Below are 13,532 nucleotides of genomic sequence, written 5' to 3' on the forward strand. Positions count from 1 at the left end.
TTAGAGGGGGTACTGCCCAGCTATGCGTCGCTTGACCCGCAAATGGAATCAATTCACGGCCAAAATCCTGGATCTGCCGCAGGATGTGGTACAGGACTTGCCGCGTATTACGATGATCGGCAACGTACAGCTTTATGTAGAGAATCACCGGGGCGTGCTTCATTTTTCCAGCGAGAACTTAAAGCTTGAATTAACGAAAGGGACGCTCGAGGTATTCGGCAAAGACTTGGTTATTCGAGCTATTTTATCGGAGGAAGTATTTATTGAGGGCTTGATCGATTATGTGAAATACATGCCATAGATGCGGGTATCGGGGACGAAGGGGAGGTTGAGTCATGAAACAATCACTATTCATTGCTCGTTTGCGAGGGTACGTGCGCGTACAATTGCGCGGCAAGGAGTGTGAAGGGTTGATTAATCCCATGATGGAGAAAGGCTTCTCCATTTGGGATATTCAAGCTGCACCGGACGGCAAGTTGGAATTTCATATCCTTGTCAGAGACTTTTTTAAATTAAGGCCGCTGCTCAAGCGGACAGGCTGCAGGGTGCATGTCCTCAGCAGACATGGGCTTCCATTTTTTATGGATAGACTGGGGCACAGAAAATTTTTTTTCGGCGGACTGGCAGCATTTATTATTGGACTTTACGTACTGAGCTCCTTAGTTTGGCAGGTTACCGTGGAAGGGAATGATCGGATCGCGGAAGCGGATATTTTGCAAGCGGCATCCAAGGTAGGGATCCATACCTTTCAGTGGAAATTCAAGCTTAAGAAAAGTGAAGATTTGTCCCGCGAAATTCAAAGCATGCTGCCAAGCACGTCTTGGGTCGGTGTTGAAATACGAGGTACGCACATTACAATTAAAATTGTGGAGGCAACCATCCCGGACCGCAGACCTCTCATGAACCCAAGAAATTTGGTCGCTTCCAAAAATGCGCTTGTTACCGAGATTTTATCAGTCAAAGGAAGACCCATGGTAAAGCCAAATACGTATGTGCGAAAAGGGGACGTGCTTATCTCCGGTACGATCGGCGACGACCAAAATAGTCAAGTGGTGGTCGCTAATGGTAAAGTAAGGGGAGTGGTTTGGTATACCTCCAAAATCGAAGCGCCTCTTACCCGTACATACAAGACCTACACAGGTGAAACCAAGAATCGCAATTATATCGTTTTTGGGACTCGAGCGCTGAAGGTCAGCGGCTATGGAGAACTCCCCTATACACTTTTTGAAACGATTTCTGAACGTAAAGCGCTCGCTTGGCGAACATTTGCCTCGCCTCTAGGATGGCTGCATGAGAAGGTGATGGAAGTTCAAATGATTGAGGAGCCTATCGAACTCGCAGCTGCGAAAAAGATTGGTTTAGAGCAAGCCAGAGCCAAATTGCTGGCAGAAACAGGAGCCGACTCCAGGCTTGTCGGTGAAAAAATTTTGCATGAAAAAACAGAGAATGGTAAAGTTTATATGGAAGTGCATTTTGAAATGGAAGAAAATATAGCTGAAGAGCAACCAATTGTGATACAAGGAGAATGAGACCTGTTGGCAGACAACGCACAAATTGTGAAATTAACTTTGAAAAATCCGGCAGAAGGACTAGCCTTGTTTGGACCGCAGGATAAATTCCTTCATCTGATTGAACGGGAGATTGCGGCGCAAATCTTCACACGCGAAGCTGAGATTACGATACAAGGGGCTGCTGCGGAAGTGAATTCACTTCAGCAGCTTTTTGATGTTCTATTACAGCTGATTCGCAATAACTACACGTTAACTGAGCGTGATATTCAGTATGCGATCGAACTGGCCAAACAAATGAAAGCGGATCAATTGCTAGATTTGTTCAAAGGCGAGATTACGACAACCCACCGTGGGAAACCGATTCGGGTTAAAACCATTGGCCAACGTAAATATGTAGAGACGATTAAGAAGAAGGATATTGTCTTCGGAATCGGTCCTGCTGGGACAGGCAAAACGTATTTAGCTGTTGTGCTTGCCGTTACCCGTCTCAAAGAGGGAGCGGTCAAACGAATTGTATTAACCCGACCTGCTGTTGAAGCTGGGGAAAGCTTGGGTTTCTTGCCTGGTGACCTTCAGGAAAAAGTTGACCCTTATTTGCGCCCATTGTATGATGCTCTTAATGACGTACTGGGTCCTGATCAAGTCGCCAAATCCTTAGAGCGAGGGTTGATTGAAATTGCACCCCTGGCTTATATGCGTGGAAGAACCTTGGACGACTCTTTTATTATTTTGGACGAGGCACAGAACACGACGCCTGAACAAATGAAAATGTTTTTAACCCGACTTGGTTTCGGTTCCAAAATGGTTATTACTGGCGACGTGACTCAAATCGATTTACCGCGAGGCAAATCTTCGGGTCTTGTAGAGGCGGATCGCATACTCAGCGGAATTGATGAGCTTGGATTTATTTACTTTGATGAACAGGATGTTGTTCGCCATACACTCGTACAGAAAATTATCGTGGCCTATAATGCTGAAAAGGATAAGTAGCCAAGCTAGGTGTTAGGTAGAGAGGGATGACCTTCCGAGATGAAAAATGAAGTGCAAATGAAAGGCAAATTTCATTACCAGCTGATCGGTTGGAAATACAGTACATGGTTACGGGTGCTGTTGTTTCTCCTGCTGGCGTTCATTTTCTATTTGTCGCTATACGCCAAGCTTGTACCGCAAGTTTATGATATTGCACTAGGAACAATCAGTGAAAAAACGATTTACGCGCCGAGACAAATCGAGAATGCCATTGCCACGGAGCAAGCCAAAGAAGATGCAGCCAAGCGCGTACAGCCTGTTTACCGAATTGTCAATTTAAAGAACGATGCCTTGATTGACGCTATTTATGATAAATTATCTCAAATAAATGCCGATGAAGAAGTGAAGTTTGATGATAAAGTCAGCATTTATCGTCGGGTTATTCCACAATTGATTAGCGATTTAGAGAATCAATCGATTAAATCGTTTCGGGCCAGCGGCCAATACAATGACCCGCTTTTGGAACAAATTCAACAAGCGCTAGTCGAACAGCAATACCCGCTGCCTGAGGAATCCTTTTTTAAAATTCCTAGGCTGACTAAAGAAGACTTAACGAATATGCGTCCTGTCACCAAGGACATTGTCGCAAAGCTGATGAATGATCAAATTCTGGATGCTCAGACGGTGAGAGCAAAAGTAGCTGAGCTTGTAAACACCTCGAATTTGACGAAAAACACGTCGCGTGAGATGGTAACTGAGATCGCACGAGCGGTCATAACGCCGAATAAATTTTTTGATCAAAAAGGTACGGATGATGCCAAAGGACAAGCCCGTGAAAATGTGAAGCCGGTGTATATTAACAAAAACGAGGTATTGGTGAAAGTTGGCGATGTCATTACCGCTGAGATTTATGCAAGACTTGATAAACTAGAATTATTGAAAGACAAAGCAAACCATCTGCCACAGTTCGGTTTAGCGATTTTTTCAGCTCTTATGTCTTTTGTGATGTACATGTTCGTCAGACAAAGCACGCTGTCAATCAAATACAATAATTCTCAGTTAGTCATGCTTATTCTCATTTTCATCATTAATGTGATGTGCATCAAAATTATTTCACTTGTACAAAATTTGGATTATCCGTATATTGGTTATCTTGCGCCAACAGCGTTAGGCAGCATTCTGATCGTTATTTTACTGGATGCTCCGCTAGCTTTTATCTCATCGGTCTTATTCTCCGTAATGGTAAGTATTATATTTAATACGGAACATGACCTGTTATTTGATTTCAAATACGGTTTAGTCAGCTTGGTTATCGGATACAGCGCTATTTTTACGATTCAACGTGCCAGCCAGCGGGCGACTATTTTGAAAGCTGGACTTATGATTGCTTTTTTCTCTATGCTCACGATCACATCTATGTTGCTGCTGGAGGATCATTTTTATCAGAAAGAAGCGCTAACTTCGCTTTCCTTTGCCGCTGCCGGTGGATTATTAACCGTTGTTTTGGTGATTGGCTTACTGCCCTTTTTTGAGGTTGCCTTCGGTATCCTTTCCCCACTTAAACTCGTGGAACTGTCGAATCCGAATCACCCGCTTTTGCGCAAGCTGCTTACGGAAACGCCAGGCACGTATCACCACAGTGTCATGGTAGGCAATTTATCCGAGGCAGCAGCGGAATCTATCGGGGCTGATGGGCTGCTCTGTAGAGTCGGTTCTTATTATCATGATATCGGTAAAACGAAGCGACCAAGCTATTTTATTGAAAATCAGACCAATATTGAAAATCCGCACGATCGCATCGATCCGAATTTGAGCAAATCGATCATTATCGCACATCCGCGCGATGGGGTCGAAATGCTCAAAGATTATAAAATGCCGAAGCCGATCAGAGATATTGCTGAACAGCATCATGGCACAACACTGTTGCATTATTTTTATCATAAAGCAATAAAGCAATCCGAAGAAGAAGGAAACGCTAAAGAAGTTCGCGAGGAAGATTTCCGTTATCCGGGACCGAAAGCGCAAAGCAAGGAATCAGCTATTGTCGGTATTGCCGATAGTGTAGAGGCTGCGGTTCGCTCACTGCGCAATCCGACACTGGAGCAGATCGATTCTATGGTTCACAAAATTATTAAATCCCGTTTGGACGACGGTCAATTCAATGAATGCGATATTACGCTCAAAGAATTGGATATCATTGCCAAAACGTTGAATGAAACGTTGTTAGGCATCTTCCATTCGCGGATTGAATACCCTAGCGAGCTTGCTCCCAAGAAATCAGGGGCATAACTGGAAAAAAATGCTTAGGAGGCATGCAGCATGGCAAGTTTGGATTTAACGTTGGAATGGAACAGCGAACAAGACGTGAAAGAGATCACATCGGAATTTATTGCGAAATTGGAAGAGTTGCTGCGCTTAGCGGGAGAACAGGAAGGTGTTACAACTGGTGAAGTTGCCCTTACTTTCGTAGATGATGCAGCCATTCAAGAGCTAAATAAACAGTATCGGGATATGGATAAACCCACGGATGTACTCTCATTTGCGATGAGCGAGTTTGGTGAGGATGAAATCGAAATCAACTATGAGGCTGATGAAGAGGCTGATTCCGATACAGAAGAGGATGATAACATTTCTGAAGGCTTTATCGAGCCTCTTGGGGATATTATTATTTCTGTACCGCGTGCTATTTCTCAAGCCGAAGATTACGGGCATTCCGTTGAGCGCGAGCTTGGCTTTCTGTTCGTGCACGGATTCTTGCATTTGATTGGCTACGATCATCAAAGTGAAGAGGAAGAGAAAGTGATGTTCGGCAAACAGGAAGAGATATTGCAGAAGGCAGGTCTTACTCGCTAATGACGGACGGCTTCCGTAAATGGCGCAGGAGCTTCCGGTATGCATACGAAGGAATCAAATATGCCCTAGATACACAGCGTAATATGAAATTCCATTTTTGTGTGGCTTTTTTTGTTTTGTTAGCTGCGCTCTTTATGCGGTTGCCCAAAACGGATATCCTGTTTATTTTGTTAGCCGTAACATTAATGATTGTTACCGAGCTTATCAATACAGCTGTGGAGAAAACAGTGGACTTGGCTATGCCGGACCGCCATCCCTTAGCTAAAATTGCGAAGGACGTCGCCGCGGCGTCCGTCTTGGTGTCTGCCGGTTTCGCTGTTATTGTGGGAATGGTTGTCTTCTATGAACCCTTGGATCGTCTGATTCGACATGCAAGTGTAGAAGATACGCCGATATCGGCAGGCACGATATGGGTGTTAATTTCCCTTGTTATATTGACTGTTATTGTAATTGAAACCCGTTTTGCGGATAAAGGAAAGCTCGTGCGTCCGAGTTTACTCACGGCTATTGCGTTTGCAGTGTCAACAGTTATCACGATTTTCGTTAGCTTGACCATAGTTGCTTTGCTGGCTTATACCTTATCTGCACTTATTTTTTTAATGCTTTACGATAAAAAAACGCGGCCTTTTCCTGCTTTAATCTTGGGAGCGTTGATCGGTACAGTCGTAACGATTCTCGCTTTTTCTTGCTTAAACATGCTATAACATTAATATAATATGAAAAGGATGATAAGTTATGAATCCACAAGAATTACTTCAATACGCAACAGAAGCGATGAAAAGAGCGTATACGCCGTATTCCAACTTTCAAGTTGGAGCGGCACTTCTAGATGCGGATGGCCACGTTCACTTTGGCTGCAATATCGAAAATGCGGCCTATGGACCTACGAATTGCGCTGAGCGAACAGCAATGTTCAGCGCTATAGCAGGTGGTATAAAGCCGGGTACCTTTCAAGCGATTGCTGTAATGGGAGATACGGAAGGCCCAATTTCCCCGTGTGGAATTTGCCGCCAAGTGCTGGTTGAATTATGTGCGCCAGATATGCCCGTTTATTTAGGTAACCTGAAAGGTGCTTTTGCACAAACGACGGTGTCCGCTTTGCTGCCGGGTGCTTTTACAACAAAAGATTTGCATTCAAATGGAGGATAAATCGAAGTGGCTAAAAAAGAATTTAAATCAGGCTTTGTCGCAATTATTGGGCGTCCAAATGTAGGCAAATCCACGTTGATGAACCAAATCATCGGACAAAAAATTGCGATTATGTCGGACAAACCTCAAACAACACGAAATAAAATTCACGGTGTATATACATCGAGCAATGGTCAAATCGTCTTCCTGGACACTCCGGGGATTCATAAACCGACATCCAAGCTAGGAGATTACATGAGTAAAGTAGCTCATGGTACACTAGGCGAAGTGGACGCGGTGCTGTTTCTGGTTGATGTCGCAGATGGATTGGGTGGCGGTGATCGCTATATTATCGAACAGCTCAAACATATTACAACGCCGGTTATTTTGGTATTAAACAAAATCGATTTGGTTCAACCCGAAGCTTTATTGGCGATTATTACAAATTACAAAGATTTGTATAATTTTGCGGAAATTGTCCCTGTTTCAGCGCTCAAAGGAAATAATGTAACGACATTGCTGGAACAAATCGTCCGCTATTTGCCTGAGGGGCCACAATATTATCCTGCTGACCAAATTACGGATCATCCGGAGCAATTCGTCTGTGCGGAGCTTGTGCGTGAAAAAATATTGCATCTAACACGGGAAGAAATTCCTCACTCCATTGCTGTGCAAATTGAAGATATGCGCGTTGAACCTAATGGCATTGTGCATATTTCAGCCGTTATTTTTGTGGAAAGAGATTCGCAAAAAGGAATTGTTATAGGCAAGCAAGGAAGCTTGCTCAAAGAAATTGGCAGACAAGCTCGTCGCGATATTGAGACTTTGTTGGGCTCGAAAACTTTCCTTGAACTATGGGTTAAGGTAAAGAAAGACTGGAGAAATCAAGACAGAGTACTGCGTGATTTAGGTTTCCGCCACGATTAATAAACTCGGCTTCGAAAGTACCAGTTATTTCTTAGCATAGAGAAGCCTTTTATGTACCATCCTATGAACATCACGTTCAAGGGGGAGGATGCTGAACATGAAAGACTTTTCGTGGACGTATTTTTCAAAGACCGGTGATGTAGATGCCTACCTACTGTATAAACAAGTATCTGGCCAGCCCGGTATGGATACGGATATACAGGATGAGGATCAAAGTAACGAAGAGCCGCTCGAAGGTTGGAATGGTTAATTCTTAGGTTCGATGCGGCATTCATGGGGGACGTCATGTGCTGCGCAGCGTACAGGGGATCGTGCTCCGTAGTATGGACTATGGAGAGGGAAACAAGATAATCAGTTTGTTCACCCCTGAGCTGGGTAAAGTTAGTGTCATGGCTCGGGGCGCAAAAAAAGTGAAAAGTCGACATGCCGCCGTTACGCAGCTTTTTACGTACGGCGATTTTGTATTTTTCAAGCAGAGAGGCCAAATGGGCTCGCTCAATGGGGCAGAAATTATCGAGGCTCATCATGCTTTGCGCGAGGATCTGCATAAGTCCGCTCATGCCTCTTATTTGGTCGAAATGACGGATCGAATGCTCGGCGATGAGTTGGCAGCCGCTACATATTTGAACAGTTAAAAGCCGGTTTGATGGCGATTGAAGAGAATAAAGATATGCAGATGTCGGTTCATCTGTATGAAATGAAAATGTTTGATCGGCCGGATATTTGCCTGTTACGGATGCTTGTGTTTCATGCGGGGAAACTTCGGGCCTAACCAGCTTCAGTCCGGCTATGGGAGGGATTTTATGCTCTCGCTGTAGACATAAGGACACAGCTGCCATTTTGATCGGCGAAGGCACGTTAAAGCTCCTCAAGCTTTTTCCTAGAATGGATATGCGCAGGCTTGGCACCGTGCAGGTTAAGGAAGAAACAAAAATGCAATTAAAGCAGTGTATGCGCGATTACATGGATGTTCATATAGGCGTTCAATGGAAGTCTAGAGGCTTTATTGAACAAATGGAAAAGTATAACATTTAGTGTCCAATTACCAATTTGACATGCGATATATGCTTTGATATGATGTGATGGAAAACGCCTCGCCCTTGTGCTGTCAGCATATCGGTGAGTTTTTTTATGCTTTCGTTCTGTTCTAGCCTAGTTTACATACAAATGACTAATGTAGGGGCCTCGTCCCTGCTGAAAGGAGCATTGGGCCAAATGGATCAGCCATTACCTACCCGTGTTTATGTGGTTTCAGATTCCGTAGGAGAAACCGGAGAATCTGTCGTTCGAGCAGCCGCCATGCAATTTCATCCGATACCGGTAGAGATCATTCGTGCTCCATTTATTCATGATTATGAAGGTATCGATAAGGTGATGAATGCCATTCGAGTTCATGGCGGTATTGTGGTGTTTACCTTAGTTATTCCCGAGCTGCGAGACGATTTGATTGCTAAGGCTTTAGATTACGGGATTCCGCATATTGATCTCTTGGGTCCTATTGTTGCAACGCTGGGGCAAGCTTTGCGACAAGAGCCGCGGAGGCAGCCAGGGATGATTCATCCGCTGGATGAAGATTATTTCAAAAAAGTAGAAGCAGTAGAATTCGCTGTAAAATATGATGACGGCCGTGATTTCAGCGGTGTTCAGAAGGCGGATATTGTTTTGCTGGGTGTCTCGCGAACATCCAAAACACCTTTATCCATGTATTTGGCGCACAAAAGGTTTAAAGTGGCCAATGTCCCTTTAGTTCCCGAAATGCAGCCGCCGGCAGCTGTTTATACCGTGCCAAAAGAGAAAATTATCGGTTTGCGCATTGATCCGGATAAGTTAAATGTCATACGCCAAGAACGACTGCGGACACTCGGTCTTGCAGAAAATGCAACCTATGCGAATGTAGAACGTATTAAAATAGAACTGGATTTTGCTGACAAAATTATGAGCAAAATCGGTTGTGTCATTTTTGATGTTTCCAATCGTGCCGTTGAGGAAACCGCCAGTTTAATTATGGATCATATTGAACGAATCCAGTAAGCTTTTATGTTTTTCCTTGCAGGATTTTTTATAAGTTCATCGTATATAATAGTACGGTGAGATTTCGCGGATAGAGTGGGGGCTGAGTTGCATGCAAGCGAGAAGTATTATCGTCGACGCCGATGCTTGTCCCGTTAAAGCTGAAATTGAACTGGCAGGCAAGCAGTTTGGTGTCCAGGTTGTTCTCGTGGCCTCCTTTGATCACCGAATGAAGCAGAATCCCGGTGTTAAGGTCGTGCAAGTGGATCGCTCCGATCAATCGGTTGATTTGTATATTGCCAATCAGATTAAACCAGGCGATATTTTGGTGACCCAGGATTTTGGACTTGCTGCTTTAGGGCTGGCTAAGGGATCCATTTGCTTAACGAATCGCGGCCAAGAATATACCGATAGCTCGATAGACTTTCTTTTGGAACGTCGCCATGTATCGGCCAAAATGCGCAGAAGTGGGAAGCATACGAAGGGCCCCAAACCCTTTACTGAAGTTGATCGTCAAAATTTTCTACAAGGTTTGACAAAACTTTTAAAATATTTGCAGGAAATCGAAAGTAAGTAGCGAATAGTAATTAGTCGGAAAAGCGACCTGAATTGTAGGTGGAAGAAAATGAGGTACGGACGCATACCTGAAGAGGTTATTGATGCTGTCCTCAAGCGCCATGACATTGTTGATGTGATTGGCAGGCACGTACACTTGAGCAAGCAAGGGCATTATATGAAAGGGTTATGTCCTTTCCATTCGGAGAAAAGCCCGTCTTTCACGGTTACACCGGACAAACAGATTTATCGATGTTTTGGTTGTAATGTCGGTGGGAATTTAATTCGTTTCATTATGGAAATTGAAGGACTCAGCTTTTCTGAAGCTGTAACCAAGCTAGCGGAGGAAGTCGATATTCCCATTACATGGGAGGAAGCATCGGAGGAGCAAACAGAGCAGCAGCAGGAGAAAGTTGTTTTGCTGAAAGCTTATGATTTTGCTGCAAAGTTGTATCATTATATACTTGGCAACACAGAGCAAGGCAAAGCAGCCAAAGGTTATTTAACTTCCAGAGGAATATCGGATAAGCTGATCGATGCTTTTCAGATTGGCTACGCTCCGGCCATGTGGGACACACTTGTTCAACAGTTGGACAAACGCGAGTATGCGCTGCCGCTGATGGAAAAGGGCGGATTGATTTCAGCCAAACAGGAAGGCAGCGGTTATGTGGATAAATTCCGGGAACGCATCATGTTCCCTATTTGCGACTCCACAGGCAAGGTAATCGCGTTTGGTGGAAGAGCCATGGGCGATGCTCAACCGAAGTATTTGAACAGTCCTGAATCTCTTCTCTTTAATAAGAGCCGAACGATGTACAACCTTCACCAAGCAAGACCTAATATGCGTAAGCTCCAGCAGGCAGTGCTATTTGAAGGCTACGTGGACGTTATTAAAGCCTGGGAAGCTGGAATAAGCAATGGTGTTGCAACAATGGGAACTGCTTTAACCAAGGAGCATGCGGCTTTGTTGAACCGTAACGCAGATCAAATCGTCGTATGTTACGACGGAGATAATGCGGGACAATCCGCTGCATTCAAAAGTATTCCTATTCTTGAGGAAACGGGAAGCCGGGTTACGGTAGCCATGCTGCCAGACGGTAAAGATCCCGATGATTATGTTAGTACGTATGGTTTGACCGATTCGTACGGGAAATTATTGAGCCTGCCGTACCATCGATGAAATATAAGCTTCTGTACATTCGTAAAAATTTTAAGTTGCATGAGGACGGTGACCGAATTCGTTATCTGCAATCTGCTGTGAAAATGATTAGTGATCTTCACTCTCCCATGGAACGCGAACATTATTTGAAACAACTGGCTTCTGAATTTCCGGATTCCTCCTATGAGGCGATGAAGTTAGACCTTCATGAAATCTTGCTGCAATCGGAAAAAAACAGGCCGGATGGGGATAATAAACCAATTCTGTGGAATAATGTTATGAATAATGAGAGAACAGCGGAACGAACACGCAAGAAAATACCTACACTTTTACCCGCATATCACAATGCAGAACGCCTGCTTCTTGCCATTATGATGCATGATCGTGATGTATGTACACATGTGGAAACACAGTTAGGTGATCAATTCAATGTCGAAGCTCACGCAGTACTAGCTGCTTATTTATATGCTTACTACGCTCAGAATTCTGAGCCGGATGCAAGCCGATACATCGCCATGCTGCAAGATGAACAGTTGGAGAGCTTAGCCAGTTCCATCGTTATGATGGGATCAGGCCACGGAGTGAATGAACAAGTGATTGACGACTATATTCGCCAAATTCGCAAAGTTCCAATGCAAGAAGAAGTTGAACGCAAGAGGGAAGAACGAGTTCGTGCCGAGCGCGCGGGCGATCATCTAAGAGCAGCACAAATTGCAATTGAAATTATTGCCCTAGACAAACGGTTGAAGTCAACGTAGAACTACTGAAATGACTAGGGAGGAGGGAGTCCGTACTATGGCGAATGATCAGCGTACAGAATTAGAGACAGAGTTGACCCTAGACCAGGTGAAAGACCAGCTTATTGAGCAGGGGAAAAAGCGGTCCTCACTAACTTACAAGGATATTATGGAAAAATTAGCTCCCTTCGATCAGGATCCTGAACAAATCGATGAGTTTTTTGAACAGCTCTCTGAGCAAGGCATCGATGTAGGGAACGAATCCGATGAGGACTCGTTGAATCCTGAAGAAAATGAGCGCGATGAGTTTAACTTTGATGATGATCTGGCTTTGCCGCCGGGGATTAAGATTAATGATCCTGTTCGGATGTATCTGAAAGAAATTGGCCGTGTACCGTTGCTTTCTGCTGAAGATGAAGTGGGCTTAGCGAAGCGGATTGAAAATGGGGACGAAGAGGCAAAAAGACGCTTAGCCGAAGCGAACCTTAGACTCGTTGTCAGTATTGCCAAAAGATATGTAGGTCGAGGAATGCTGTTCTTGGATTTAATTCAAGAGGGCAATATGGGGCTTATTAAAGCTGTTGAAAAATTTGACCATACTAAAGGCTATAAATTCAGTACGTATGCAACATGGTGGATTCGCCAAGCGATTACTCGCGCTATTGCCGATCAGGCAAGAACGATTCGTATTCCTGTACATATGGTTGAAACGATCAATAAACTCATTCGCGTTTCGCGCCAATTGCTGCAGGAACTAGGACGTGAACCTACTCCAGAAGAAATTGCTAAGGAAATGGATTTGAGTACAGATAAAGTTCGTGAAATTATGAAGATCGCACAAGAGCCTGTTTCATTAGAAACACCAATCGGTGAGGAAGACGACTCCCATTTGGGTGATTTCATCGAGGATCAAGAAGCGCTGGCTCCGGCAGATGCTGCCGCGTATGAGCTTCTGAAAGAACAGCTTGAAGACGTTCTGGATACGTTGACAGAAAGAGAAGAGAATGTACTTCGCCTGCGTTTCGGCTTGGATGATGGACGCACACGTACGTTGGAAGAAGTGGGTAAAGTTTTCGGTGTTACACGTGAACGGATTCGTCAAATAGAAGCAAAAGCATTGCGTAAGCTAAGACACCCTAGTCGCAGCAAGCGGTTAAAAGATTTCTTGGAATAAAAACGCTGTAAGAGGGCCCTGCCAGTTGCGGTGGGGTCTTTTTTTGTTGATTAGAAAGTGTCCATGAAGGACGACGAAGTCATTTATCCGGGGTCCATTTAAAAGTAATACTAAAACGAAAGCTTGAAATCACCGATAAAGTAGCTAGGAAGGTGAGCGAACGAATGGATACAGAGAAACGGAAAGTAATCGTTAAAGAAATTGACCACTGGCGCCGAAGTAAATTATTGCCAGAGCATTATTGCGATTTCTTATTGAATTTGTACCTGGATGAAAGTACACCGAAACCAAGTTCATTCATGGGTGTAACAGCCTCTTCGGTAGCAAACAGTAATTGGAAGATCTGGTTAGTCATTATGGCGGTTATTGCCGCTCTGGCCTTATCTGCTCTTAATTTTAACTCTTTTGGAATGCCAATGCAAATTGGAATTTCCATTGTTTTTGTCATCATTTGTTATGTATTCGCATATCGCCAATACAGCAAAGCGCCTGTAGTTTCTTATTTGCTT

12 protein-coding genes and 3 pseudogenes are annotated in these 13,532 nt (G+C 44.1%); all 15 read left to right on the forward strand.

Annotated elements, in window-relative coordinates:
• Window positions 1-22 precede the first annotated feature (22 nt).
• Window positions 23-301 (forward strand): sporulation protein YqfC, encoded by a 279-nt coding sequence (yqfC, locus tag FU659_RS10765; RefSeq protein ID WP_147947578.1) that lies wholly within the window; start codon window positions 23-25, stop codon window positions 299-301.
• 34 nt (window positions 302-335) lie between these two features.
• Window positions 336-1,529 carry a sporulation protein YqfD gene (yqfD, locus tag FU659_RS10770; RefSeq protein ID WP_147947579.1) on the forward strand — a complete coding sequence of 398 codons (1,194 nt, stop codon included), beginning with the start codon at window positions 336-338 and terminating at the stop codon, window positions 1,527-1,529.
• 6 nt (window positions 1,530-1,535) lie between these two features.
• Window positions 1,536-2,501 (forward strand): PhoH family protein, encoded by a 966-nt coding sequence (locus FU659_RS10775; RefSeq protein ID WP_147947580.1) that lies wholly within the window; start codon window positions 1,536-1,538, stop codon window positions 2,499-2,501.
• 39 nt (window positions 2,502-2,540) lie between these two features.
• Complete coding sequence (locus FU659_RS10780; RefSeq protein WP_147947581.1) at window positions 2,541-4,769, forward strand: HD family phosphohydrolase; 2,229 nt, start codon at window positions 2,541-2,543, stop codon at window positions 4,767-4,769.
• 39 nt (window positions 4,770-4,808) lie between these two features.
• A complete protein-coding gene (ybeY, locus tag FU659_RS10785; RefSeq protein WP_147947595.1) occupies window positions 4,809-5,333 on the forward strand; it encodes an rRNA maturation RNase YbeY in 525 nt (174 codons plus the stop codon).
• Entirely contained in the window at window positions 5,333-6,037 is a 705-nt protein-coding gene (locus FU659_RS10790; RefSeq protein ID WP_147947582.1) for a diacylglycerol kinase, read from the forward strand. Before ybeY ends, FU659_RS10790 begins: the two co-directional genes overlap by 1 nt.
• 31 nt (window positions 6,038-6,068) lie before the next feature.
• Window positions 6,069-6,482 (forward strand): cytidine deaminase, encoded by a 414-nt coding sequence (cdd, locus tag FU659_RS10795; RefSeq protein ID WP_147947583.1) that lies wholly within the window; start codon window positions 6,069-6,071, stop codon window positions 6,480-6,482.
• Window positions 6,483-6,488: 6 nt separating this feature from the next.
• On the forward strand, window positions 6,489-7,388 hold the full coding sequence (gene era / locus FU659_RS10800; RefSeq protein ID WP_147947584.1) for a GTPase Era: 900 nt from the start codon (window positions 6,489-6,491) through the stop codon (window positions 7,386-7,388).
• Between the two features lie 97 nt (window positions 7,389-7,485).
• Complete coding sequence (locus FU659_RS10805) at window positions 7,486-7,638, forward strand: YqzL family protein (protein WP_147947585.1); 153 nt, start codon at window positions 7,486-7,488, stop codon at window positions 7,636-7,638.
• Window positions 7,639-7,675: 37 nt separating this feature from the next.
• Window positions 7,676-8,423 (forward strand): annotated as a pseudogene (gene recO / locus FU659_RS10810) (DNA repair protein RecO).
• Between the two features lie 180 nt (window positions 8,424-8,603).
• Window positions 8,604-9,419, forward strand: a complete 816-nt coding sequence (locus FU659_RS10815; RefSeq protein WP_147947586.1) for a pyruvate, water dikinase regulatory protein — start codon at window positions 8,604-8,606, stop codon at window positions 9,417-9,419.
• Window positions 9,420-9,510: 91 nt separating this feature from the next.
• Window positions 9,511-9,975, forward strand: a complete 465-nt coding sequence (locus tag FU659_RS10820; protein WP_147947587.1) for a YaiI/YqxD family protein — start codon at window positions 9,511-9,513, stop codon at window positions 9,973-9,975.
• 48 nt (window positions 9,976-10,023) lie between these two features.
• Window positions 10,024-11,870: pseudogene (dnaG, locus tag FU659_RS10825) on the forward strand (DNA primase).
• 37 nt (window positions 11,871-11,907) lie between these two features.
• Entirely contained in the window at window positions 11,908-13,023 is a 1,116-nt protein-coding gene (rpoD, locus tag FU659_RS10830) for an RNA polymerase sigma factor RpoD (protein WP_090816012.1), read from the forward strand.
• A gap of 164 nt (window positions 13,024-13,187) precedes the next feature.
• A pseudogene (locus tag FU659_RS10835) lies at window positions 13,188-13,532 on the forward strand (hypothetical protein); the annotation flags it as partial.

Origin of the sequence: Paenibacillus sp. N3.4, from assembly GCF_008017805.1 — a bacterium.
Classification (GTDB): Bacteria; Bacillota; Bacilli; order Paenibacillales; family NBRC-103111; genus Paenibacillus_E.